Raw genomic sequence first — 23,988 nt, forward strand, 5'->3', positions numbered from 1 at the left:
AGTGCCACCCCGAGGATCCCGATGTTCCACAGCGGCTCTGACCACCTGCCCACCTACTACGCCGCCACCAGCGCCGACCGCCTGCGGCTGCGCCCCAGCCTGGGCGACGATCTCGATGTCGACGTGTGCGTGGTCGGCGGCGGCTTCTTCGGCCTGTACTGCGCGCTGGAGATGGCCCGCGCCGGGCGCCGCGTGGCGGTGCTGGAGGCCAGCCGCGTGGGCTGGGGCGCCTCGGGCCGCAACGGTGGCCAGCTGGTGGCAGGCTTCGCCTGCGGCATGCAGCGACTGAAAGCGGTGATCGGCCAGTCCCGCGCCAAGGACATGTTCCAGGAGTCACTGCGCTCGGTGCAGCTGATCAAGGCCTTCATCGGCCAGGAGGGCATCGACTGTGACCTGGCCCCCGGCCACATCGAGGTGGCGGTGCTGCCGCGCCGCGTCAAGCTGTTGACCGATGGCATCGAGGAAGCCGCGCGCGAATGGGGCTACGACCAGTTCCGCTTCATCCCGAAGGTCGACCTGCCGGCCTATGTCGATTCACCGCGCTTCCTGGCCGGCATGCTGGATGCCGAGGCGGCCCACCTCCATCCGCTGAAGTACGTGCTGGGCCTGGCCGAGGTGGTGGAGCGCAGCGGCGCCACCATCCACGAGCTGACCCGGGTGACCGGCTACGAAGAATTGGCCGACGGCATCCGCGTCGACACCGCCGGCGGAGCCCGGGTGCGCTGCCACCAGCTGGTGCTGGCCGGCAATGCCTACATCGACAAGGTCGACCGCCGGCTGCAGGCGCGGGTGCTGCCGGTGGGCAGCTTCATCGGCGTGACCGAGGTGCTGGGCGAGGCGGCCTGCCGCCGGCTGATGCCGAAGAACACCGCCGTCTACGACAACCAGTTCATCCTGGAATACTTCCGCACCACGGCCGACCACCGGCTGCTGTTCGGCGGCGGCTGCACCTACATGGGCGGCACGCCGGCCGATCTGCCGCGGGTGATGCAGGGCCACATCGGCCGGGTGTTTCCGCATCTCGCCGCGGTGAAGATGGACTTTGCCTGGGGTGGGCACATCGACATCACGCTGCGCCGCATGCCCGACTGGGGGCGCCGCGGCGACCGGGTGTTCTGGGCCCAGGGCTTCTGCGGCCACGGCCTGGTGCCCACCCGCGTGGCGGCCACCCTGGTCACCGAGGCCATGCAGGGCCGGCCCGACCGGCTCGACGCCTTCAACGGCATCGTCAACCCGCCATTCCTGGGCGGCGAGTGGCTGGGTGGCCTGCAGCAGGCCGTGGGCATGGGCTGGTACCGGCTGCGGGACATGGTGTGAGCCAGCTGCTGATGACCACTTCGGGCGCCGCCTGCAGGCGGCCGGTGCAGCACCGCATCCGCAGCGGCGGAGGCCTGGCGCGTGCTCAAGCCGGATCGATGCGCAACCAGGTGGTCTTCAGCTCGGTGTACTTGTCGAAGGCATGCAGGCTCTTGTCGCGGCCATTGCCACTCTGCTTCATGCCGCCGAAGGGCACGGTGATGTCGTCGTCGTTGTACTGGTTCACATGCACCGTGCCGGCGCGCAGGCCGCGCGCCACGCGGTGGGCCTGGCTCAAGTCACGGCTCCAAACGCCGGCCTGCAGGCCGTAGGGGCTGTCGTTGGCCAGGGCCAGGGCCTGCGCCTCGGTGTCGAAGCGCAGGACGCTGGCCACCGGGCCGAAGACTTCCTCGGTGGCGATGCCCATGCCCGGCTCCACCTGGTCGAAGACCGTGGGTGCCACATAGCAGGCGCTGGGCGCATCGGCCACGCGCTGGCCGCCGACGGCACAGCGGGCGCCGGCAGCCCGCGCACCGTCGATGAAGGCCAGCACGCTGTCGGCATGCGCGGCATCCACCAGGGCGCCCATGCCGGCCTGCGGGTCCAGCGGATCGCCCGGCTGGTAGTGCGCGGTCTGCGCCACCAGCGCTTGCACGAACTGGTCGGCCAGGCTGCGGTGCACCAGCACGCGTGACGGCGCATTGCAGGATTCGCCCTGGTTGTAGAACAGCGTGCCGGCCACGGCCGCCGCCGCGCCTTCCACATCGCTGCCGGGGAACACCAGCACCGCCGACTTGCCGCCCAGTTCGGTGAACATGCGCTTCAGGTTGGACTGTCCGGCATAGCCGAACATGCGCTTGCCGATGCGGGTGGACCCGGTGAAGCCGATGCCGTCCACGTCCATGTGCAGGGCCAGGGCTTCGCCGGCTTCATGGCCGTAGCCGGGCACCACGTTCAACACACCCGGCGGCAAGCCTGCCTCCAGCGCCAGCTCGGCCAGCCGCATCGCCGAGAACGGCGAGCGTTCACTGGGCTTGAGCACCACGCTGTTGCCCGCGGCCAGGGCCGGTCCCAGCTTCCACGCGCTCATCAGCAGCGGGTAGTTCCAGGGCACGATGGCGCCCACCACGCCCAGCGGTTCACGGGTGATTAGCGCCAGCGCGTCGGCGGCCGTGGGGGCCACTTCGTCGTAGATCTTGTCCACCGCCTCGCCGTACCAGGCCAGGGTGCGCGCGGTGCCGGGCACATCGGCCGCCAGTGAGCGCGCGATGGGCTTGCCCATGTCGATGGTCTCGATCAGCGCCAGTTCCTCGGCCGCAGCCAGCACCCGGCGCGACCATTCCACCAGCACCGCCTTGCGCCGGGCGGGCGATTGCAGCCGCCAGCGGCCGTCGTCGAACGCAGCACGCGCGCTGCGCACCGCGCGGTCGATGTCGGCCTCGGCACCGCGTGCAATCGGCGGCAGTGGGTGGTCGGCGCCGGGTGATCGCTTGGTGAAGCTGCGGCCATCGGCGGCGTCGCAGCGCCGGCCGTCGATCCACAGGCGGCCGTCGAGTTGCAGTGCGGCGGCGCGGGCGTGCCAGTCGGCGCGGGTGGGCGCGGCCTGGGGGGTGGTGTCGGACATCGTGGTCTCCTGTGGTGGGGCCTGGCGCCCTACACGCCCAGCGTGTCGCGCAGGCTGTAGTACAAGGCGCCCAGCGCGGTGAAGGGCACCCGCAGCAGGCGCCCGCCCGGGAAGGGGTAATGCGGCAGCTTGGCGAACACATCGAAGCGCTCGGCCTGGCCGGCGATGGCCTGGCCCAGCACCCGGCCGATCAGGTGGGTGAAGGTGACGCCATGGCCCGAGCAGCCATGCGAGTAGTAGATGTTGGGCGACAGCCGCCCAACGTCCGGCAGGCGCGACAGCGTCAGCTGGAAGTTGCCGGTCCAGGCGTGGTCGATCTTCACGTCGCGCAGCAGCGGGAAGGTCTTGAGCATCTTGGGCCGGATGATCGACTCGATGTGCGCCGGATCCCGGGCGCCGTAGATCACCCCGCCGCCGTAGAGCAGCCGGCCATCGCCGGACAGGCGGAAGTAGTCGAGCAGGAAATTCGCATCCTCGACGCAGAAGTCCGACGGGATCAGCTGGGGGGCCAGCGCGCCCAGCGGCTCGGTGGCGATGACCTGGGTGCCGCAGGGCATGGAGCGCTGGGTCAGCTGGGGCTCCAGGTTGCCGATGTAGGCATTGCAGGCCACCACCACGAAGCGCGCATGCACGGCGCCCTGGGCGGTGTGCACCACCGCCGTGTCGCCCCGGTCGATGCGGGTGACGGCGCTCTGCTCATGCACCCGGCCGCCCAGGGATTCCAGCGCCGCCGCCTCACCCTGGGCCAGGCGCAGCGGATGGAAGTGGCCGCCGGTGGGGTCGACCAGCAAGGCCTGGTAACGCGCGCTGCGCACGATGGCCTGCATCTGCGGGCCTTCCACCAGCTGCAGCCCCGGGTGGCCGTTGGCTTCCCACAGGGCTTTCTGGGCGCGCAGGTGGCCGATCTGGCGGCGGGTGTTGGCCGCGAACACGCCGCCGTCCTTCAGATGGCAGTCGATGCTGTAGCGGGCCACGCGCTCGCGCAGTGCAGCCGCGCCTTCGAAGGCCATGGCGGCCAGCGGGCGCGCCACGGCCGGGCCGAAGCGGGACTCGATCACGTCGATGTCGCGCGAGTAGCTGTGCACGATCTGGCCGCCGTTGCGCCCGGACGCGCCCCAGCCCACCCGCGCGGCTTCCAGCACCACCACGCTGTAGCCCTGCTCGGCCAGGTGCAGCGCGGTGTTCAGGCCGGTGTAGCCCGCGCCGACGATGCAGACATCGGCCGTGGTGCGGCCCTGCAGCGGCGGGCGTTCGGGCTGCGGCAGGCCGCTGGCGGCGTAGTAGCTGTTGGCATGGGGGATCGGCTGGGCGGTCATGGCGCGGGCTTTCAGGGTCAGGGGGTCCGCGCGGGCGGCGTGTGCGCCAGGCCGCCCAGGCAGAGGTACTTCAGTTCCACATAGTCGGCGATGCCGTGGCGTGAGCCTTCCCGGCCCAGGCCGGACTGCTTGACGCCGCCGAACGGCACCTCGGCGGTGCTGATCAGCCCGGTGTTGATGCCGACCATGCCGTACTCCAGCGCCTCGCCGACACGGAAGATGCGGCCGATGTCGCGGGTGTACAGGTAGCTGGCCAATCCGGATTCGCTGGCGTTGGCCGCGGCGATCACCTCGGCCTCGGTGTCGAAGCGGAACACCGGGGCCACCGGGCCGAAGGTTTCCTCGCGGGCGCACAGCATGCCGGCCTGCGCGCCCGACAGCACCGTGGGCGCGTAGAAGCGCTCGCCCACACGCTGGCCGCCGCAGTGCAGCTGGGCGCCGCGGGCCAGGGCATCGGCCACATGCTGCTCCACCTTGGCCAGCGCCGCGGCGTCGATCAGCGGGCCCTGCTGGCTGCCCTCGACCAGGCCCGGGCCCAGCCGCAGTTCGGCAGCCCGCGTGGCCAGCCTGGCGACGAAGGCATCGTGGATGCCGGCCTGCACGTAGAAGCGGTTGACGCAGACGCAGGTCTGCCCGGCATTGCGGAACTTGGCCGCCAGCGCGCCCTCCACCGCCGATTCCAGGTCGGCGTCGTCGAAGACGATGAACGGCGCGTTGCCGCCCAGCTCCAGGCTGAGCTGCTTGACGGTGGACGCGCATTGCCGCATCAGGATGCGGCCGACCTCGGTGCTGCCGGTGAACGACAGGTGGCGCACCACCGGGCTGTCGCACCAGATGCGGCCGACATCGATGGACGCATCGGCATCGGCCGTGACGACATTGAGCACGCCCGCCGGCAGGCCGGCGCGCAGGGCCAGCTCGGCCAGGGCCAGGGCCGACAGCGGCGTGGCCTCTGCCGGCTTCAGCACCACGGTGCAGCCAGCGGCCAGCGCCGGCGCCAGCTTGCGGGTGATCATCGCGATGGGGAAGTTCCAGGGCGTGATCGCCGCGCACACGCCGATGGCCTGGGGGATCACCAGGTAGCGCTTGTCGCCATCGGTGGTGGGCACGGTCTCGCCGTACAGTCGGCGCGCCTCCTCGGCATACCACTGGATGAAGCTGGCGCCATAGCCCACCTCGCCACGGGCCTCGGCCAGCGGCTTGCCCTGCTCGCTGGTGAGGATCAGCGCCAGGTCGTCCTGGTGGGCGTTGACCAGGGCAAACCAGCGCTGCAGCACGGCCGCGCGCTCCTTGGCGGTGGTGGCACGCCACGCCGGCAGGGCCCGCCCGGCAGCCGCCACGGCGGCCGCGGCTTCGGCCGCACCGTGGTTGGCCACCTCGGCAAAGGGCTGGCCGGTGGCGGGATCGCAGACGGCAAAGCAATCGCTGCTGGTCAGCCAGCGGCCGTCGATCAACGATCCGTTCTTCAGCAGCTGCGGGTCTGCCAGGCGGGCATGCAGCGGGTGCGGCGCCTCGGCCGACTGGGCGGGGATGGTCTGCATGGGGGAGGTGCTCCGTCTTCAGCCGCGCGCCTCGCGCAGCGCATCCTGCAGGATGGCCAGCGCTTCGGTGAACAGGCTGTCGTCGATGGTCAGCGGGAACAGGAAGCGCAGCACGTTGCCATCGACGCCGCAGCTCAGCAGCACCAGGCCCCTGGCCAGCGCGGCGGCCTGCACCCGCTTGACCATGTCGGCCAACGGCGCGCCGGTGCGCGGATCACGCAGTTCCGCGGCCACCATCGCGCCCGGTCCGCGCACGTCGCTGATCTCGGGCACGGCCTGGCGCAGGCCGTCGAGCACCGCCTTCAGCTGCTGGCCCAGGCGCTCGCCGCGCGCTGGCAGGCCTTCGTCGCGCATGATGTCGATCACAGCATGCGCCGCGGCGATGGCCACCGGGTTGCCCGCATAGGTGCCGCCGAGGCCGCCGGGGCTGGCCGCATCCATGATCTCGGCGCGGCCGGTCACGGCCGACAGCGGCAGCCCGGCACCCAGGCTCTTGGCGATGGTCATCAGGTCGGGCACCACGCCGGTCTGCTCGAAGTAGCGCTCCATCGCGAACAGCGTGCCGCTGCGGCCGAAGCCGGTCTGGATCTCGTCGGCAATCAGCACGATGCCGTGTTCGTCGCACAGCTCGCGCAGCCAGCGCACGGCGGCCGGCTGAATCGGGTTGAAGCCACCCTCGCCCTGCACCGGCTCGAAGATGATCGCGGCCACGCGGGCCGGCTCGATCTCGGTGCGGAAGATGTGCTGCACCGCCTTCTTCACCTCGTCCAGCGACGCGCAGTGGCAGGGGAACGGCGCGTGGTACACCTCGGGCGCAAAGGGCCCGAAGCCCGCCTTGTACGGCTGCACCTTGCCGGTGAGCGACACCGCGAACAGGCTGCGGCCGTGGAAGGCGCCGCCGAAGGCGATGACGCCGCTGCGCCTGGTGTGGGCGCGGGCGATCTTGATGGTGTTCTCCACCGCCTCGGCGCCGGTGGAGAAGAAGGCGGTCTTCTTGGCATGGCTGCCGGGCGTCAGCGCATTGAGCTTCTCGGCCAGCGCCACATAGCCTTCATACGGCGCCACCTGCCAGCAGGTGTGGCTGAACTTCGCCATCTGTGCCTGCACAGCGGCCACCACCTTGGGGTGGCCATGGCCCACGTTCATCACGGCGATGCCGCCGGCGAAGTCGATGTAGCGGCGCCCCTCCACGTCGAACAGCAGCGCGCCTTCTGCGCGCTCGACGAAGAAGTTCCCCATCACGGCCACGCCGCGCGGCGTGGCGGCGGCCTTGCGGGCCACCAGGTCTGCGTTGGTGTGCATGGTGTTCGGCATCTCGGTGGGGAGATCAGACGTGCAGCAGCAGGTGCTCGCGCTCCCAGGGCGAGATCACCTTCATGAATTCGGCGTACTCGACTTCCTTGATCTCGGAGTACACGGTGACGAAGTCGCTGCCCAACGCCTGGCGCAGTTCATCGCTGCGGCGCAGCAGGTCCAGCGCCTCGCCCAGGCTGCGCGGCAGCTGGTAGTCGCCCAGGTAGGCGTCGCCCTTGCATTCGGGTGACGGCTCGATGCGGTTCTTGATGCCCAGCCAGCCGCAGGCCAGCGTGGCCGCGATGGCGACATAGGGGTTGGCATCGGAGCCGATGACGCGGTTCTCGACCCGGCGCGACGCCGCCTCGGCCACCGGGCTGCGGATGCCCACGGTGCGGTTGTCGGTGCCCCACTGGATGTTGATCGGCGCAGCGGTGGACCGCACCAGCCGGCGGTAGCTGTTGACGTAGGGCGCGAACAGCGACATGGCCGCCGGGATGTATTTCTGAAGCCCGCCGATGTACCAGTAGAACTCCTTCGATGGCGTGCCGTCGGGATTGCTGAAGATGTTCTGGCCGGTGGCGGTGTTGACCATGCTCTGGTGCACATGCATGGCGCTGCCCGGCTCGCCGGCGATGGGCTTGGCCATGAAGGTGGCGTACATGTCGTGGCGCATCGCGGCCTCGCGCAGCGTGCGCTTGAAGAAGAACACCTCGTCGGCCAGGCCCAGCGGATGGGCATGGAAGAAGTTGATCTCCATCTGGCCTGCGCCGATCTCGTGGATCAGCGTGTCGACGTTCAGGTCCATCTTCTCGCAGTAGGCGTAGACGTCCTCGAACAGCGGGTCGAACTCGTTGACCGCGTCGATGCTGTAGGCCTGGCGGCTGGTCTCGCTGCGGCCGCTGCGGCCCACCGGTGGCTTCAGCGGAATGTCCGGGTCGGTGTTGCGGGCCACCAGGTAGAACTCCAGCTCCGGCGCCACCACCGGCGACCAGCCCTCGGCCGCATACAGATCGCACACCCGGCGCAGCACGCTGCGCGGCGCAAACGGCACCAGCCGGCCCTCGCGGTCGTAGCAGTCGTGGATGACCTGGGCCGTCGGGTCGGTGGCCCAGGGCACGATGCGCACGGTGCTGGGGTCGGGCCGCAGGTGCATGTCGCGGTCGGTGGGTGGGATCACCTCGTAGTACGGACCCTCTTCCGGGAACTCGCCGGTCACGCCCATGGCCACCACCACCTCGGGCAGGCGCATGCCGCGGTCTTCGGTGAACTTCTCGCGCGGCAGGATCTTGCCGCGGGCCACGCCGGTGAGGTCGGGCACCAGGCATTCGATCTCGGTGACGCCGCGCTGGTTCAGCCAGTCCTCGAGTTCGTTGAAGGCGGTGAGTTGCTTCTGGTCAACCATGGATGTTGCTCGCTTGTCGGCCGTGGGGCCGGTGGATGGGGGCGGGGATGTGCGCTGCCATGCGGCCGGACCGGTCGGTCTGGCCACAGGCCGCAGCAGCGCGGGCGGTGGGTGTGGCGGCTGGGTGCTGAAACGCTGTCAGCGCCGGGGCCGGGGCCGCTGGCGCAGCCAGAGGCCGTAGACCAGGCCCGCCAAAAACCAGGCCGCACCCAGCCACAGGGCCTCGCGGTGCATGCCGATGAACAGGCCCACCACCAGCACCAGCCCGATGCCTGGCGCAATGACATGGGCAAACCAGCGCCGTGGCCCACCACGGCGCGCAAAGTGCGCCAGCACCGACAGGTGCAGGAAGCTGAAGCCGGCCAATGCGCCGAAGCTCACCAGCGAGGCCAGCAGGTCGACCCGGTCGCGCAGCAGCAGGGCCACCACCAGCGACACCCCGCTCGACACCAGCAATGCGGTCCGCGGCACGCCGGTGCCGGCGTGGATGCGGCCCAGCGGCGCCGGCAGCTGGCCGTTGCGCGCCATCGCGAACAGCACCCGCGACACCCCCGCCAGCATCGGCAAGGCATTGGTGAAGCCCACCACCATGGCCAGCAGCCAGCCGAACAGCAGCGGCGCCCAGGGCCCCACCGTCTGGCCCAGCAGCTCGAAGATGGCGGCCGCCGGATCCTGCACCTGGATGGCCGGCATCAGGTTGCCGATGACCCAGGCGGTGAGCACATACAGGCCGCTGGCCAGGGCCAGCACCCACATCGTGGCCCGGCCGACCAGGCGCTTGTCCTCGCTGCGCACTTCTTCGGACAGCGTGCTGACGGCATCGAAGCCGAGGAAGGTCATCACCGCCAGCGCCGCACCGCCCAGCACCAGGTGCAGATCAGGCCACCCCGTGGTGCCGACGAAGGGCTGGGCACTGAGGTGGCCGGTGCCCAGGCCGCGGTCGAGCGCCACCACCGCCAGCGCCAGCACGCCGAAGACCATCACGATCTGCGCGATCACCGAGGCCACGCTGACCTTGGCGGCCACCTGCGTGCCCACCCAGTTCAAGCCCAGGGTGACCACCAGCACCAGCACGATCCAGGTGGCCCGGTCCACCGAGGGCACCAAGGTGCTCATGCCCACCGACATCAGCGCAAACACCAGGGCCGGCGTCAGCACGTAATCCAGCAGGATCATCCAGCCCGCCATGAAACCGGCCAGATCACCCAGGCCGGTGCGGGTGTAGCTGTAGACCGAACCGCAGCTGCCGTCCACCTCGCTCATGGTGGCGTAGCTGCGCGCGGTGAAGTACATGCACAGCGCGGCGGCCAGGTAGGACGCGGCCATCAGGCCGCCGGAAGCCTCCCAGATGAAGCCCAGCGTGGTGAGCGGCGCCACCACGGCCATGTACACCAGGCCGAAGGCGACCAGGTCGAACAAGCCCAGGGAGCGCTTCAGGGTGGCCGGCTTGGCCTGCGGGCCGCCGGTGGGTGCGCCGGCCTCGAAGGTCGAGCTCATGTGGCCGCCTCGTCATGCAGCCGCTCGACGCTGGCCGCGGCCGCACCGATCGGAGGCCGCCAGGCCGGCCAGCCGATGGCGGCCTCCAGCGCCGCACCCACCTGCAGCACCCGCGCGTCCTCGTAGGTGCGGCCGACGATCTGCAGGCCGGTGGGCACACCGTGGCTGGCGTGCCCGGACGGCACGGCCAGCACCGGATGGCGGCTGAGCATGTTGAAGGGGTAGGTCATGCCGCGCTGCATCAGATCGTCGTGGGGGGTGTCGCTGCCTTCGGCAAGCCAGCGGTTGTCGGCGAGGGTGGGGCACAGCATCACATCGTGCACAGCCAGCACATCCTGCAGCGCGGCGTGCATCTGTGCCATCACATCGAACGACGCCAGATAGTCGTCCAGCGTGATCTGTGCCGACATGCGCGCCATCGCGGCCACATAGTCGTTCACCTGGTCTTCCCGCCCCGCGATCATGCGGGCGAGCGAATGGCCCAACGTGTAGACCAGACCGTTGGTGAAGGCCTCGCGCACCTGGGCGGTCCAGCGCAGGTCGACCTCCTCGACGATGGCGCCCTGGTCACGCAGGTGCTGGGCGGCCGCACGGGTGTTGCGCACCACCTCGGCGCTGACGTCGAAGTAGCCCAGGTTCATCGACACGGCCACGCGCAGGCCGCGCACCGGCGCCGGCTGCAGCGGCACCTGGAGACGCGGCTTGATCGTCGCCGGGTCGGCGCGGTGCGGGCCATTGATGACGTTGAACATCAGCGCGCAATCGCCCACGGTGCGTGCCAACAGGCCGTTGTGGTTGTGGGTGTTCATCGCGAAGAACATCATGGCCTCGGGCACCCGGCCATAGCTGGGCTTGAGGCCGACGACACCACAGTAGGCCGCGGGCACCCGGATCGAGCCGCCGATGTCGGAGCCCGTGGCCAGGGTGGTGATGCCCGCGGCCAGCGCCGCCCCACTGCCGCCGGACGAGCCGCCGCAGGTGTAGGTGGGATTCCAGGGGTTGCGGGTGACGCCGTAGCGCAGGCTGCGGGTGAACATGGCGACGAAGAACTCCGGCACGTTGGTGCGGCCATGGACCACGGCGCCCGCGTCCAGCAGGCGCTGCGTGATCGGCGCGTTCTCGGTGTCGGCGGTCTCGCCCAGCAGCCAGGATCCCTGGTCGGTGTGCTCACCGACCAGCGTGTGCTCGTTCTTCAGCACCGTGGGCAGGCCTTCCAGTGCACCGGCGCAGTCGGGGTGGCGCAGGTAGGTCTGCTCGGCTGCCCGCGCGGCGGCCAGTGCAGCGTCGGTGCGCCGGGCCGCCAGCGCATTCACCGTGGGCTCCAGGGCGTCGGCGCGGCGCAATTGCGCCTGCAGCAACTCCAGCGGCGACAGGGCGCCGCTGCGGAACTGGTGCAGCGCGTCGGTGGCCGGCAGGTAACAGAGATCGAGTTCGGACATGGATGGCGTCAGGTTGTCGGTGCCGCAAGGGCTGCGTGGCCGCATCGTAAACCGAACAAAGATTCGGATACAAGGGGATCCGCGCAGATTTCTGATCAGGGTTTGCTCTACAGTGCGCGCCATGACCGAAGCCATCCCCGACGCCAAGGACGCTGCACGCCGGCGCCTGGCACTGCGCCGCCTGCCCACGCAGGTGCGTGCGCAGCAGACTGTTGAACTGGTGCTGCGCGCCGCGGCCGCAGAGATCGAGACCGAGGGCCTGGACAAGCTCACGACCAAGCGCATCGCGGCGGCGGCGGGCATCTCGGTCGGGGCGCTGTATGAATACTTCCCGAGCAAGGAAGCCATCGTCCACGCCTTGGTGGAACAGTGGTTCCAGCGTGTGCACGCGGCGGTGGATTCGGTGCATCCGCGCCATGGCGGGCAGCGCGACATCATCACCTACCTCAACGAGCAGCTCACGACAGTGGCCGCGCTGTACGAGGGAGAACCGGGCCTGGGCGCGCTGATCCAGATGCTGCAGGCGATCCCGGCGCTGGACAACCTGACCCGGCTGCACGATGACCTGGTCACCGAGAGCGTGGCCTCCGCGCTGCAGCACTATGCACCGCTTGCCAGCGCCGCTTCGGTGGATGCTGCAGCACGGTGCATCGGCGTCATCTGCCACAACATGCTGTGCGCCGCCGTGGTGCACCGCGTGGCGCCGGCCGAGCTGCTGCTGGGCCACCTGCGCACCTGCCTGGTGGCCATCGCCTCGCAGCTGATCCTCGGCCGCTGACCTTTCCTTTCTCCTGCGTGGCGGTGCCCTGGAAGATGGGCACCCGGCAGCGCCCTGGACACCACGCAGGTGGGTGTCGCTCGAATCCAGGCAGGGTTTTTGCTGATGGGCTGGTCTCGTAAGCCGAACCATAGTTCAGTTTCAGACGACGCCATCCGCTTGCAACCGCTGTTCCAGCGGTCGCGGACCGCCCACCGGATTTCCGCCACCAGGAGCCCTTCCACATGCCCCGCATCCTCTCGACCCGCTTGTCGCTGCGACCCGCCGCGCTGGCGATCGCCAGTCTCGTGTCCGGTCTGGCCAGCCTGCCGCTGCAGGCCCAGAACGCCGAGGACCTCACCACCCGCCTGACGCCAGTGGGTGGCGAACGCGCCGCCAACAAGGACGGCAGCATCCCCGCCTGGCAGCCCGAGAAGCAGGATCTGCCGGGCTGGTCCTGGGGCAAGCCGCGACTGGAGAGCTGGAAGCACAAGGCCGACAAGCCGCTCTACAGCATCGATGCCAGCAACGTCGACCAATACGCCAGCCGCCTGTCGCCCGGTCAGATCGCCCTGATCAAGCAGACCAAGGGCTACCGGATGGACGTGTACCCCACCCGCCGCAGCTGCAACGTGCCCGACTTCGTGGCCGAGAACACCCGCAAGAACCTGGGTGTGGCCAAGCTGGCCGCCAACGGCTGGGCGCTGCAGGACGCGGTGGTGCCCAGCGTGCTGTTCCCGATGCCGGCCAACGGCACCGAGGCGATGTGGAACATGGCCATGCGCTACCGCGGCGTGGCCACCGAGTTCAAGAACTCCGCCACGCTGGTCTCGCCGCGCAAGGGCAGCACCGACTGGATCAGCTACCGCTATGACCAGACGATCTTCCTGCCCTGGGCCGCCAAGGGCGCGCGCAAGCTCAGCGACACCGGCACCAACCGCTCGCACACCACCTTCGGCTATGTGTCGCCGCCCGCCCTGGCCGGCCAGGCCGGCGTGATCAGCGACTTCATCGACCAGGCTGGCACGGAAGCCCACTACTACTTCCCGGGCCAGCGCCGCGTGCGGCGCCTGCCCAGCTACGCCTACGACGCGCCGCAGCTGGGCTTCGAGAACCAGTATGCGATGGACGAGGTGCAGGTCTTCCAGGGTGCGCTGGACCGCTTCGACTGGAAGCTGGCCGGCAAGAAGGAACTGCTGGTGCCCTACAACGCATTCGGGGCCTTTGACTTCGCCGGGAACATGATGGAGATCGCCCAGAACGACTTCATCAACCCGAAGAACCGCCGCTATGAACTGCACCGCGTCTGGGTGATCGAGGCCACGGTGAAGGCCGGTGTGCGCCATCTCGCCCCCAAGCGCACGTTCTACCTCGACGAGGACAGCTGGAACGCGGTACTGGCCGAGGACCACGACGGCCAGGGCAAGCTGTGGAAGGTGCGTGAGGGCTACCTGATCCCGGTGTTCGAACTGGGCAGCTGCGATGTGGTGGCCTTCTCCCAATACAACCTGACCGACGGCCGCTACCTGTTCGACTTCCACGCCGCAGGCACTGGCACCGATGTGCGCTGGTTCCCCGAACCGGTGGGCCCGAAGATGAAGTCCAACTTCTACACGGCCGAGAACCTGCGCGCGGTGAGCGAGCGCTGAGCACAACCACGACCCAGGAGCCCTCCATGACCACCCATCGCCTTTCGCTGCGCGGCCTGCGCCGGCAGCCCCTGACCCGCCTGGCCAGCGCCACGCTGCTGGTGTGCGCCAGCAGCAGCCATGCCCTGAGCTTCTCCAACGAATTGGTCTCCGGCAACTTCGACTCCAACATCAGCGTCGGCTTCGGCATGCGCACGCTCAGCCCCAGCCCGGCGCTGATCCTCAGCGGCAACACCGGCGGGCCGGCCGGCATCGCTGCGCCGGTGGCCTCGGGCCTGGGCGACCAGGGCACGCTGAACTACGGCAAGGGCGATCCGTTCACCACCTACCTCAAGGGCAGCCATGAGCTGCTGATGCAGCTGCCGGGCGATGTGCGCTTCCTCGGCCGGGTGAACTGGATCCGCGACTACAGCGCCACCCGCACCACGGGCTGGCTGAGCTCCGGCTCGCTGAACCCCGAGGTGCAGCGCGACGGCCTGAGCGACGCGGCCCGCGACGACCTGCGCTTCAAGGCCCGCGTGCTGGACCTGTGGGTCAGCAAGAGCTTTGCCATCGGCGACCAGCAGGCGCGCCTGCGCGTGGGCAACCAGGTCATCAACTGGGGCGAGAGCGTGATCACCCCTGGCGGCATCAATGCCACCAACCCGGTGGACGCCATGCGCCTGTCGCAGCCCGGCACCCAGCTGAAGGAAGGCATCCTGCCGACGCCGACCATCAGCCTGGCCGGTGGCCTGGCCGATGGGCTGAATGCCGAGGTCTACCTGCAAACCCGCTGGCGGTCCACCTACCTGCCGCCCACCGGCAGCTACTGGTCGGTGGTCAACGGCCTGGGTAAGGGCGCTGCCGCCTATGGCCTGAGCGAAGGCAAGGCCCGCAACAGCGGCCAATGGGGCGCGGCGCTGCGCTGGAAGCCCAAGGACACGTCGCTGGACCTGGGTGCCTATGTGGTGCACTACCACGACAAGTCACCGCAACTGCGCATCGACCAGACCACCTTCGCCGCGTCGTTGGAGTATCCGGAGGACCGCCGCCTGATCGGCCTGAGCGCCAACCTGCCGGTGGGCGACTGGGCGGTGGGCACCGAGCTGTCGTACCGGTCCAAGGATGCCGTCTTCCTCAACACCAACACCAGTGCCTGTGCCTCGCAGGGAGGCAACTGCTGGGTGGATGCCCGCAAGCTGCAGTGGCACCTCACCGGGCTGCTGCAGCTGTCGCCTGCCAACGCCGGCGGCCTGATGCGCGCCCTGGGCGCCAGCAACGGCACCATCCTCACCGAGCTGGTGGTCATCCACTACCCGGGTCTGAAGAAGGCCTATGGGCCGGATGTGATCGCTGCCGGCGGCTGGGGCTGGGGCAATGCCCAGGGCCCGGTGTATGACCCGGTGGCAGCGGCCATCAACACCGTGGCCGTGGGAACCAAGACCTCATCCGGCCTGAATGCCGACCTGAGCCTCACCTATGACGGCAGCCTGCTGCCGGGCTGGCAGGTGACGCCGGGCATCTTCATCTCGCGCGCGCTCAGCGGCCGCACGCCGAACATCCAGGGCACCTGGATGAAAGGCGCCACCACCGCCAACCTGTATCTGAACTTCACCAAGAACCCGTCGACCTGGCAGTTCGGTCTGAACTACTCGATGTTCCGTGGCGGCAGCTCGGTGTTCGACCAGGTGCTGCGCGACCGCGACTTCGTCGGCGGCTACGCCACCTTCAACTTCTGAGGTTCCGGGCATGCTGGATCGGGTGGTTCGCGCCCTGGAGCGCTTCTTCTTCACCTACCGCCGCCTGACGCTGGCGGCCTTCGCGGCGTTCACCGCCGTGATGGCGGTCTTCGCGCTGCAGCTGCGCATGGAGGCGGGCTTCGAGAAGCAGATGCCCATCGGCCACCCGTACATGGACACGGTCAAGCGCCACGCGCCTGACCTGTTCGGCGCCAACCGCCTGACGGTGGTGGTGCAGGCCCGGCAAGGCGACATCTGGACCACCGCCGGCCTGACCCGGCTGCTGCAGGTGACCGAGGCGGTGCAGTACCTGCCCAACATCGACCGGGTGGGCGTGCAATCGCTGTGGACGCCCAACAGCTTCGTCAACGAGATCACCGAGGAAGGCTTCCGGGCCGAATCGGTGATCGCCGCGACGGTGACGCCGGCCTCGCTGACGCCCGAGGTCATCGCGCAGATCCAGCGCTCCACCAGCGCCGGCGGGCATGTGGGCTCGCTGGTCTCGCGGGACCAGCGCTCGGCCATGGTCACCGCCGAGATCCTGGAGGTGGGCGCCGACGGCCGGCGCATCGACTACTTGGACTACAACCGCCTGCTGGAAGCGCAGCTGCGCAGCAAGTTCGAGGATGCCGACTTCGAGATCCAGATCATCGGCTTCGCCAAGCAGACTGGCGACATCGCCGACGGCGCCGCCGGCGTGCTGGAGTTCTGCGCCATCGCGCTGGTGCTGACCGCCCTGGCGGTGTACTGGTACTGCCGCTCCTGGCGCCTGATGCTGCTGCCCATCGTGTGCTCGCTCACCTCGCTGGTCTGGCAGTTCGGTGCGCTGCGGCTGCTGGGCTACGGGCTGGATCCGCTGGGCGTGCTGGTGCCCTTTCTGGTGTTTGCCATCGGCGTGTCGCACGGCGTGCAGCAGATCAACACCATCGTCGGCGGCCTGGCCCGCGGGCAGGACAGCATCAGCGCCGCGCGCGAGAGCTTCAGCGGGCTGTTCGTGCCGGGCGTGCTGGCCCTGGCCATCGCCCTGGTGTCCTTCATCACCCTGCTGCTGATTCCGATCCCGATGATCCGCGAGCTGGCCGTGACGGCCGCGCTGGGCGTGGGCTTCAAGGTGGCCACCAACCTGGTGATGCTGCCGGTGGCTGCCTCGTACTGCCACTTCCCGGCCGACTATGGCCGCCGCGCCGTGGCCCTGCAGCAGCGCCGCGCGCAGTGGCTGGCGCCGCTGGCGCGCATCGCCGTCGGCCGCAACGCGGTGATCGTGAGCCTGCTGACGGTGGGTGTGCTGGCGGCGGCGGCCTGGTTCAGCCGAGACCGCGTGGTCGGCAGCGTGCAGCCCGGCGCGCCCGAGCTGCGCGCCGATGCCCGCTTCAACCGCGATGCGGTGGCGGTCGTCCAGGGCTTCGACATGGGCCTGGACTGGCTGAGCCTGGTCTTCGAAGCACCGCCCGGTTCCTGCGGGTCGGCGGCGCTGGCCGATCAGGTGGACCGCGCCACCGTGGCCCTGCGTGATGTGCCCGGGGTGGTGTCGGCGCTGTCGTATGCCAGCATGCTGCGCACCTACAACGAGGGCTACAACGAAGGCCATCCGAAGATGGGCACGGTGCCGTTGGACAGTGCCAACCTCGCCGGCCTGGCCACCGAAATCGGCCGCATCCGTGGCTTCGTCAACAAGGACTGCAGCATGGCGGCGCTGCACCTGTACCTGACGGACCACAAGGCCGAGACCCTGCAGCGGGTGCTGGACGCTGCGCGCGGCTTCGCGGCCACCGCGCCGGTACCGGGCGTCACGCTGCGCCTGGCCGCTGGCAACGCCGGCGTGCAGGCGGCGATCAACGAGACCGTGCAGCGTACCGAGCTGCCGATGCTGCTGTACGTGTACGGCGCCATCGCGCTGTTCGTGCTGGCGGCCTTCCGCGACTGGCGCGCCGTGCTCAGCTGCTGCCTGCCGCTGACGGTGGGCACCTTCGTCGGCTACTGGTTCATGAAGGCGCAGGACATCGGCCTGACCGTGGCCACGCTGCCGGTGATGGTGCTGGCCGCCGGCATCGGCGTGGACTACGCGCTCTACATCTACAGCCGGCTGCAGCAGCACCTGGCGCGCGGCCAGGCCATGCAGGCGGCGCTGGAGGCGGCAATCCGCGAGGTCGGCATGGCCACCATCTTCACCGCCATCACCCTGGCCATCGGCGTGGCCACCTGGGCCTTCTCGCCGCTGAAGTTCCAGGCCGACATGGGCAAGCTGCTGGCCTTCATGTTCCTGGCCAACCTGGTGACGGCCCTGGTCTCGCTGCCGGCGCTCGCCGCCCTGCTGGAACGCTGGTTCCCGCGCCGCGGCCCGGTGCGCAGCAGCGGTGTCTTCGCCCACTGAGGTCCTTCGCGATGCAGCCCATGCCCTGCCCCTCCATCATCGCCACGGCGGTGCTCGCCCTCTCGCTGGCCGCCGCCGGCAGCGCCGGGGCGGCCGATGCACCTGCCGCCGTGGCCGACCTGCGCATCCGCGCAGCCGAACAGCGCCCCGGTGCTGCCAACGCCAGCCTGCTGGCGGCTGCGCATGCCGGAAAGCGGCTGGTGGCCGTCGGCGAGCGCGGCACCGTGCTGCTGTCCGACGACGGCGGTGCCAGCCTGCGCCAGGCCGGCCAGGTGCCGGTGGCGGCCCAGCTCACCGCGGTGGATTTCGCCGATGACCGCCGCGGCTGGGCAGTGGGCCACTGGGGCGCCATCCTGCGCACCGACGATGGCGGCAACACCTGGACCCTGCAGCGCAGCGATCTGCAGCAGGACCAACCCCTGCTGGCCGTCAAGGCCCTGGACGCCCAGCGCGCGGTGGCTGTGGGGCTGTGGTCGCTGGTGCTGGTCACCCAGGACGGCGGGCAGACCTGGCGGACCGTCACCCTGCCGGTGCAGCCCGGTGCCCGCAAGGCCGACCTGAACCTCTACAGCCTGTTCGCCGGCCCGGCCGGCGCCCTCTATGCCACTGCAGAACAAGGCAAGCTGCTGCGCTCCACCGACGGCGGCCTGGCCTGGCAGACGCTGGACACCGGCTACCGCGGCTCGCTGTGGGCCGGGCTGGCGCTGCGTGACGGGTCCTTGCTGGTGGGCGGGCTGCGCGGCACGCTGCTGCGCAGCACCAACGCCGGCGACAGTTGGCAGCCGGTGGCGACCGGCCAGACCAGCTCCATCACCGGCCTGGCGCAGGGGCCGGACGGCAGCATCACCGCATCGGCGCTCGACGGTCTGGTGCTGACCAGCCGCGATGGCCAGGCCTTCCAGGCCCGCCGCAGTGCCGACCGCCTGAGCCACACCGGCGTGCTGGTCAATCCGCAGGGCCAGATGGTGCTGACCACGCGCGCGGGCGTACGCAGCGCCCTGCCCTGACTGGCGCATGGACCCGACCTTCCGCCTCCCGCCTGGCCGGCATGCTGCCGTGCCCGGCACGCCGCAACTGGCCGCCTGCTTCATGGCCGACGTGATGCTCGACCCCGAGCGCGACCATGGCCTGACGCCCGCGGGGCGCCGGCTGCATGTGCGCATCGTCGGCGGCCGGGTGTGGGGGCCCGGGTTGCAGGCGCAGGTGCTGCCGGGCGGTGCCGACTGGCAGGTGCTGCGCAACGACGGCATGCTGGAGCTGGAGGCCATCTACGACCTGCAGGCCGACGACGGCACGCTGATCCATGTGCGCAACCGCGGCCTGTGGACCAGCCCGACCGGCGACTGGCCCGCCAGCTACGCGATGAGCCAGCCGCGCTTCGAGGCGCCAGAGGGCCCGCACGGCTGGCTCAACCGCTACCAGTTCCTGGCCACGGTCGGCCCCGGGCCGGTGCCCGCCACCTCGGTGCACCTGCGCTTCTTCCAGGTCCTGCCGGGCTGATCGGCGCACAGCGGCCGCGCCACAGGCTTCGGCGGCGGCGTGCAGGCGTGGGCTATGCTGGCCCGGCCCCAACCCCGATCTGGAGCCTGCATGCAACCCCTGGTCCTGCGCGAGGACACCGACGGCCTCGCCACCCTCACCCTGCACCGCCCGGAGAAGCTCAACGCGCTGACCGTGGCCCTGTTCGCCGAGCTGCGCGCCCATGTGCAACAGCTGGCCCAGGAGACCGACCGCATCGGCCTGGTGCTGCTGCGCGGCGCCGGCAAGTGCTTCTCGGCCGGCCATGACCTGGCCGACATCGCCCATGGCGAACACCCGCCGCAGCCGCACTTCCAGGCCGACACCATCGAGCTGCTGGCCAACCTGCCGCAACCGGTTATCACCGCGGTGCACGGCCACTGCTACACCGGCGCGCTGGAGCTGGCGCTGGCCGGCGACCTGATCGTGGCCGCCGAATCCGCCAAGTTCGCCGACACCCATGCCCGCTGGGCCCTGGTGCCGGTGTGGGGCATGAGCCAGCGTTTGCCGCGCCGCGTGGGCCTGGCCAAGGCCCAGGAGATGACCTACACCGCCCGCACCTTCAGCGGCCGCGAGGCCGAGGCCATGGGCCTGGTGAACTGGTGCGTGCCCGATGCCGAGTTCGACGCCGCGCTGGACCGGACGGCGCGCTCCATCCTGACCAACTCCTGGTTCAGCCTGCGCGCCAACAAGCGCCTGTACCGCGAGACCGAAGGCCTGCCGCTGCGCGCCGGCCTGTCGCACGAGATCCACCGCAGCGAGGGCCGCGGCCCCGACATGGCCGAGCGCATTGCCGCCTTCATGAACAAGACCAGCAAGCTCGCCTGACGGTGCTGGCCGCCGAGCTGCACACCGCCGCGGTGGTGGCGGTGTTCGCCACCGTCTACCTGGGCATGTTCCTCGGCGGCCTGCCGATGCTCAAGCTCGACCGCGCTGGCGTGGCCCTGCTGGGCGCCATCGCGGTGATCGCCATCACCGGCGAAACGGTGGAGTCCGCCGCCCGCGCGGTCGACCTGCCCACCATCGTGCTGCTGTTCGCCTTCATGGTGGTATCGGCCCAGCTGCGCATGAGCGGCTTCTATGCCGCGGTGGCGCAGCGGGTGGGCGCGATGCCGCTGTCGCGCACCGGCCTGCTGGGTGCGCTGATCGCAGTGGCGGCGGCGCTGTCCGCGGTGTTCTCCAACGACGTGGTCTGCCTGGCGATGACGCCGGTAGTGGCCCGGCTGTGCCTGCAGCGCGGCTTGCCACCGGTGCCCTTCCTGCTGGGGCTGGCCTGCGCCGCCAACATCGGCTCGGCCGCCACGCTGATCGGCAACCCGCAGAACATGCTGATCGGCTCGGTGCTGCAGCTGCCCTTCAGCGGCTACCTGCGGCTGGCGCTGCCGCCGGTGCTGGCCAGCCTGGTGCTGCTGTGGGCCTGGCTGGCCTGGGGGCCGGGGGCGCGTGGTGACAGCGTCGCCGGTGCCCCCGGCCCGGCGACCGCACCCGCGGCCGACCCGCCGCTGGACCGTTGGCAGACCACCAAGGGCCTGGCCGTGGCCGGCGCGCTGGTGGCCGTGTTCCTGGCCACCGACTGGCCGCGCGACGTGGCCGCGCTGGTGGGCGCGGCGGTGCTGCTGCTCAGCCGCCGGCTGCACTCGGGCCAGGTGATGGGCGATGTCGACTGGCTGCTGCTGCTGCTGTTCATCGGCCTGTTCGTGGTCAATGATGCCTTCGCCGCCACCGGCCTGGCCGGCCAGGCGGTGGCCTGGCTGGCCGGCCACGGCGTGCAGCTGGCCGAACCTGGCCCGCTGCTGGTGGTGGGCGTGGCGCTGTCCAACCTGGTCAGCAACGTGCCGGCGGTGATGCTGCTGCTGCCCCACCTGCAGGGCGATGGCGGCACGCAGGCCGGCGTGATGCTGGCGCTGGTCAGCACCTTCGCCGGCAACCTGCTGCTGGTGGGCTCGATCGCCAACCTGATCGTCGCCGACCTGGCCCGCCAGGCCGGCATCACCCTCGACTGGCGCCGCCATGCCGCCACCGGCGTGCCGGTCACCCTGGGCAGCCTGGTGCTGCTGTGGTCCTGGATGGCCTGGAACGTCCGCTGAGGGCGCCAGCGCAGTCGTCCAGGCGACAACCCGGCACCGCCGGCACACCGGACAAACACCGGCCTGCGGCTGCAGCGGCGCGGCGCAGAATCATCGGATCGCCGCCGGCATCAGGCTGGTCGGCCCTGCCCACTGGAGCATCCCGATGAAAGCTGCCGTCCTGCACGCACCCAACCAGCCGATGACGATCGAGGACGTGGTCCTCGAGAAGCCCAAGCGCCGCGAAGTGCTGGTGCGCACCGCCGCCGCCGGCCTGTGCCACAGCGACCTGCACTTCATCGACGGCCTGTACCCTTATCCGCTGCCCGCCGTGCTGGGTCACGAGGCTGCCGGCGTGGTGGAGGCCGTCGGCGAGGACGTGACTTACCTCAAGCCCGGCGACCATGTCATCAGCTGCCTGTCGATGTTCTGCGGCCATTGCAGCTTCTGCCTGTCGGGCCACCTGTCTCTGTGCGGCGACCCCGAGGTGAAGCCGCCCGCCGGCAAGGCCAAGCGCCTGGGCTGGAAGGGCCAGCACATGAACCAGTTCCTGAACCTGTCGGCGTTTGCCGAGCAGATGGTGGTGCATGAGAACGCCCTGGTGAAGGTGCGCGAGGACATGCCGCTGGACCTGGCCGCACTGATCGGCTGCGGCGTGATCACAGGCTACGGCGCCGTGGCCCGCACCGCCAAGGTGGAGCCCGGCAGCACGGTGGCGGTGTTCGGCGCCGGCGGCATCGGGCTGTCGACCATCAACGCGGCGGCCATTGCCGGCGCGGGCCGCATCATCGTGGTCGACAAGGACCCGTTCAAGTTCGACCTGGCCCGCGCCTTCGGTGCCACCGACATCGTCGACGCCAACCTGGGCGACACCGTCAAGCGGATCCGCGACATGACCAACGGGGGCGTGCACTACTCGTTCGAGTGCATCGGCCTCAAGGCCACCGCAGAGCAGAGCTTCAGCTGCCTGCGCCCCGGCGGCGCGGCCACCATCATCGGCATGATCCCGGTCGGCACCAAGATCGAGCTGCACGGCGTCGACTTCCTGGCCGAGCGCAAGATCCAGGGCAGCATGATGGGCAGCAACCAGTTCCGCACCGACATGCCGCGGCTGATCGACTTCCACATGCAGGGCAAGCTGCACCTGAAGGAGATGGTGTCCTCGCGCATCAAGCTGGAGCAGATCAACGAGGGCTTCGCGACCTTGAAGACCGGCGGCGTCGCGCGCAACGTCATCATGTTCGACCACTGAGCCCGGCATGGCGCAGCGCCTGCAAGGCAAGGTGGCGGTCATCACCGGTGCCGCTTCGGGCATCGGCGAGGCCGCGGTCGAATTGTTCGTCGCCGAAGGCGCGCAGGTGCTGGCGGCCGACAAGAACGCCGAGGCGGGCGCTGCGCTGGCCGACCGGCTGGGCCCCGCGGTGCACTTCATGCCCTGCGACGTGACCGATTGCGCCCAGCTGAAGGCCGCGATCGACGGCGCCGCGGCGCACTTCGGCGGGCTGGACATCCTGTTCTCCAACGCCGGTGCCGGTGGCACGGCGGCGGGCGTGGAGGCCTTCGATCCCGCCAGCTGGGACTTCACCCAGGCGCTGCTGCTGCGTTCTGTGGCTGCGGGCACGGCCTATGCCGTGCCGCACATGCGGCGCCGCGGCGGTGGCGCCATGGTCAACACCTCGTCCGTCTCGGCACTGCAGGCGGGCTATGCGCCGCTGTGCTACTCGGTGGCCAAGGCTGGCGTGCTGCACTACACCAAGGTGGCGGCCACCGAGCTGTCGGCGCTGCGCATCCGCATCAATGCCATCGTGCCCGGCTTCATCGCCACCCGCATCTTCGGCGGGCTGATGCAGATGGACCACGACCAGTCCGGCGCCCTGGCCGCGCAGATCGCCCAGCGCAGCGGCACGGCCAACCCGATCGGCCGCTCCGGCCTGCCGCAGGACATCGCCGAAGCGGCGCTGTTCCTGGCCAGCGACGCCGCCGGCTTCATCACCGGCACCCACCTCACCGTCGACGGTGGCCTCACCATCGGCCCGCGCCACAGCTGGGATCCGAACGTCGCCGGCCCGATGACCGACGCCCTGGGCCTCAGCCCCGAGCAACTGCGTGCGCTGCGTGCACAGCGCGCCCAGCATCCCGTTCAGCCTTCCTGACCCCCCTGCCCCTGTCCACCATGCCCAAGATCACCTTCATCGCCCACAGCGGCCAGCGCCACACGGTCGAGGCCGAAGCCGGCCTGTCGCTGATGCGCGCTGCCATCGACCACAACGTGCCCGGCATCGACGGCGACTGTGGCGGTGCCTGCGCCTGCGCCACCTGCCATGTGTTCGTCGAGGGTGCCTGGGCCGCCAAGACCGGCGTGCGCACCCAGCAGGAGAACGACATGCTGAACTTCGCCGCCGAGCTGCGCGACAGCTCGCGCCTGGCCTGCCAGATCACCGTGACCGATGACCTCGACGGGCTGGAAGTCACCATGCCCGAAGGCCAGCACTAACCTG

General features: G+C 70.1%; 19 protein-coding genes. 12 read left to right on the forward strand and 7 right to left on the reverse strand.

The genetic code is table 11. The annotated features are described in order from the left end of the window. The first annotated feature begins 21 nt into the window (after positions 1–21). Positions 22–1,317, forward strand: a complete 1,296-nt coding sequence (locus FFT10_RS03660) for an NAD(P)/FAD-dependent oxidoreductase (RefSeq protein ID WP_137731381.1) — start codon at positions 22–24, stop codon at positions 1,315–1,317. 85 nt (positions 1,318–1,402) lie between these two features. Here the strand turns inward: FFT10_RS03660 and FFT10_RS03665 are convergent, their stop codons facing one another. The 7 genes from FFT10_RS03665 to FFT10_RS03695 all read right to left on the reverse strand — a co-directional run bounded on the left by FFT10_RS03665 (position 1,403) and on the right by FFT10_RS03695 (position 11,411). Continuing rightward, positions 1,403–2,920 carry an aldehyde dehydrogenase gene (locus FFT10_RS03665; RefSeq protein ID WP_137731382.1) on the reverse strand — a complete coding sequence of 506 codons (1,518 nt, stop codon included), beginning with the start codon at positions 2,918–2,920 and terminating at the stop codon, positions 1,403–1,405. Between the two features lie 29 nt (positions 2,921–2,949). Next, a complete protein-coding gene (locus FFT10_RS03670; protein ID WP_137731383.1) occupies positions 2,950–4,236 on the reverse strand; it encodes an NAD(P)/FAD-dependent oxidoreductase in 1,287 nt (428 codons plus the stop codon). 17 nt (positions 4,237–4,253) lie between these two features. Beyond that, complete coding sequence (locus FFT10_RS03675) at positions 4,254–5,777, reverse strand: NAD-dependent succinate-semialdehyde dehydrogenase (RefSeq protein WP_137731384.1); 1,524 nt, start codon at positions 5,775–5,777, stop codon at positions 4,254–4,256. An 18-nt stretch (positions 5,778–5,795) separates the two neighbouring features. Further along, positions 5,796–7,079, reverse strand: coding sequence for a 4-aminobutyrate--2-oxoglutarate transaminase (gene gabT, locus FFT10_RS03680; protein ID WP_137731385.1), 1,284 nt, complete (start codon positions 7,077–7,079; stop codon positions 5,796–5,798). Between the two features lie 25 nt (positions 7,080–7,104). After that, complete coding sequence (locus FFT10_RS03685) at positions 7,105–8,475, reverse strand: glutamine synthetase family protein (RefSeq protein ID WP_137731386.1); 1,371 nt, start codon at positions 8,473–8,475, stop codon at positions 7,105–7,107. Between the two features lie 138 nt (positions 8,476–8,613). Beyond that, positions 8,614–9,972, reverse strand: coding sequence for an APC family permease (locus FFT10_RS03690; protein WP_137731387.1), 1,359 nt, complete (start codon positions 9,970–9,972; stop codon positions 8,614–8,616). Then, complete coding sequence (locus FFT10_RS03695; RefSeq protein WP_137731388.1) at positions 9,969–11,411, reverse strand: amidase; 1,443 nt, start codon at positions 11,409–11,411, stop codon at positions 9,969–9,971. Before FFT10_RS03695 ends, FFT10_RS03690 begins: the two co-directional genes overlap by 4 nt. A gap of 121 nt (positions 11,412–11,532) precedes the next feature. Here FFT10_RS03695 and FFT10_RS03700 point away from each other — a divergent pair, with 121 nt between their 5' ends. From FFT10_RS03700 to FFT10_RS03750, 11 genes are all read left to right on the forward strand, one after another. Then, positions 11,533–12,189, forward strand: coding sequence for a TetR/AcrR family transcriptional regulator (locus tag FFT10_RS03700; protein WP_162520685.1), 657 nt, complete (start codon positions 11,533–11,535; stop codon positions 12,187–12,189). Positions 12,190–12,413: 224 nt separating this feature from the next. After that, complete coding sequence (locus FFT10_RS03705) at positions 12,414–13,817, forward strand: DUF1329 domain-containing protein (RefSeq protein ID WP_137731390.1); 1,404 nt, start codon at positions 12,414–12,416, stop codon at positions 13,815–13,817. Positions 13,818–13,843: 26 nt separating this feature from the next. After that, positions 13,844–15,535 carry a DUF1302 domain-containing protein gene (locus FFT10_RS03710; protein ID WP_137731391.1) on the forward strand — a complete coding sequence of 564 codons (1,692 nt, stop codon included), beginning with the start codon at positions 13,844–13,846 and terminating at the stop codon, positions 15,533–15,535. Between the two features lie 10 nt (positions 15,536–15,545). Continuing rightward, positions 15,546–17,906: an efflux RND transporter permease subunit gene (locus FFT10_RS03715; protein WP_137731392.1), complete on the forward strand. Its 2,361-nt coding sequence runs from the start codon at positions 15,546–15,548 to the stop codon at positions 17,904–17,906. A 20-nt stretch (positions 17,907–17,926) separates the two neighbouring features. After that, the gene (locus FFT10_RS03720) at positions 17,927–18,913 is read left to right on the forward strand and encodes a WD40/YVTN/BNR-like repeat-containing protein (protein ID WP_137731500.1); all 987 of its coding nucleotides are present in this window, start codon (positions 17,927–17,929) and stop codon (positions 18,911–18,913) included. Between the two features lie 7 nt (positions 18,914–18,920). Further along, a complete protein-coding gene (locus tag FFT10_RS03725; protein ID WP_137731393.1) occupies positions 18,921–19,406 on the forward strand; it encodes a DUF3237 family protein in 486 nt (161 codons plus the stop codon). A 90-nt stretch (positions 19,407–19,496) separates the two neighbouring features. Then, on the forward strand, positions 19,497–20,252 hold the full coding sequence (locus FFT10_RS03730) for an enoyl-CoA hydratase/isomerase family protein (RefSeq protein ID WP_137731394.1): 756 nt from the start codon (positions 19,497–19,499) through the stop codon (positions 20,250–20,252). Between the two features lie 2 nt (positions 20,253–20,254). Further along, positions 20,255–21,511: an anion transporter gene (locus tag FFT10_RS03735; RefSeq protein ID WP_228026931.1), complete on the forward strand. Its 1,257-nt coding sequence runs from the start codon at positions 20,255–20,257 to the stop codon at positions 21,509–21,511. A 145-nt stretch (positions 21,512–21,656) separates the two neighbouring features. After that, positions 21,657–22,742 carry a Zn-dependent alcohol dehydrogenase gene (locus FFT10_RS03740; RefSeq protein ID WP_137731395.1) on the forward strand — a complete coding sequence of 362 codons (1,086 nt, stop codon included), beginning with the start codon at positions 21,657–21,659 and terminating at the stop codon, positions 22,740–22,742. Positions 22,743–22,749: 7 nt separating this feature from the next. Then, positions 22,750–23,643, forward strand: a complete 894-nt coding sequence (locus FFT10_RS03745) for an SDR family NAD(P)-dependent oxidoreductase (RefSeq protein WP_137731396.1) — start codon at positions 22,750–22,752, stop codon at positions 23,641–23,643. A 20-nt stretch (positions 23,644–23,663) separates the two neighbouring features. Further along, entirely contained in the window at positions 23,664–23,984 is a 321-nt protein-coding gene (locus FFT10_RS03750; RefSeq protein ID WP_137731397.1) for a 2Fe-2S iron-sulfur cluster-binding protein, read from the forward strand. The last annotated feature ends 4 nt before the right edge of the window (positions 23,985–23,988 follow it).

This window comes from Pseudaquabacterium pictum, assembly GCF_005403045.1.
GTDB lineage: Bacteria > Pseudomonadota > Gammaproteobacteria > Burkholderiales > Burkholderiaceae_C > Pseudaquabacterium > Pseudaquabacterium pictum.

Excerpts from the sequence above, each read along its gene's own strand:
- FFT10_RS03660 (WP_137731381.1), top strand. The coding sequence starts at position 22 with ATGTTCCACAGCGGCTCTGACCACCTGCCCACCTACTACGCCGCCACC.
- FFT10_RS03665 (WP_137731382.1), bottom strand. The coding sequence starts at position 2,920 with ATGTCCGACACCACCCCCCAGGCCGCGCCCACCCGCGCCGACTGGCAC.
- FFT10_RS03670 (WP_137731383.1), bottom strand. The coding sequence starts at position 4,236 with ATGACCGCCCAGCCGATCCCCCATGCCAACAGCTACTACGCCGCCAGC.
- FFT10_RS03675 (WP_137731384.1), bottom strand. The coding sequence starts at position 5,777 with ATGCAGACCATCCCCGCCCAGTCGGCCGAGGCGCCGCACCCGCTGCAT.
- gabT (WP_137731385.1), bottom strand. The coding sequence starts at position 7,079 with ATGCACACCAACGCAGACCTGGTGGCCCGCAAGGCCGCCGCCACGCCG.
- FFT10_RS03685 (WP_137731386.1), bottom strand. The coding sequence starts at position 8,475 with ATGGTTGACCAGAAGCAACTCACCGCCTTCAACGAACTCGAGGACTGG.
- FFT10_RS03690 (WP_137731387.1), bottom strand. The coding sequence starts at position 9,972 with ATGAGCTCGACCTTCGAGGCCGGCGCACCCACCGGCGGCCCGCAGGCC.
- FFT10_RS03695 (WP_137731388.1), bottom strand. The coding sequence starts at position 11,411 with ATGTCCGAACTCGATCTCTGTTACCTGCCGGCCACCGACGCGCTGCAC.
- FFT10_RS03700 (WP_162520685.1), top strand. The coding sequence starts at position 11,533 with ATGACCGAAGCCATCCCCGACGCCAAGGACGCTGCACGCCGGCGCCTG.
- FFT10_RS03705 (WP_137731390.1), top strand. The coding sequence starts at position 12,414 with ATGCCCCGCATCCTCTCGACCCGCTTGTCGCTGCGACCCGCCGCGCTG.
- FFT10_RS03710 (WP_137731391.1), top strand. The coding sequence starts at position 13,844 with ATGACCACCCATCGCCTTTCGCTGCGCGGCCTGCGCCGGCAGCCCCTG.
- FFT10_RS03715 (WP_137731392.1), top strand. The coding sequence starts at position 15,546 with ATGCTGGATCGGGTGGTTCGCGCCCTGGAGCGCTTCTTCTTCACCTAC.
- FFT10_RS03720 (WP_137731500.1), top strand. The coding sequence starts at position 17,927 with ATGCCCTGCCCCTCCATCATCGCCACGGCGGTGCTCGCCCTCTCGCTG.
- FFT10_RS03725 (WP_137731393.1), top strand. The coding sequence starts at position 18,921 with ATGGACCCGACCTTCCGCCTCCCGCCTGGCCGGCATGCTGCCGTGCCC.
- FFT10_RS03730 (WP_137731394.1), top strand. The coding sequence starts at position 19,497 with ATGCAACCCCTGGTCCTGCGCGAGGACACCGACGGCCTCGCCACCCTC.
- FFT10_RS03740 (WP_137731395.1), top strand. The coding sequence starts at position 21,657 with ATGAAAGCTGCCGTCCTGCACGCACCCAACCAGCCGATGACGATCGAG.
- FFT10_RS03745 (WP_137731396.1), top strand. The coding sequence starts at position 22,750 with ATGGCGCAGCGCCTGCAAGGCAAGGTGGCGGTCATCACCGGTGCCGCT.
- FFT10_RS03750 (WP_137731397.1), top strand. The coding sequence starts at position 23,664 with ATGCCCAAGATCACCTTCATCGCCCACAGCGGCCAGCGCCACACGGTC.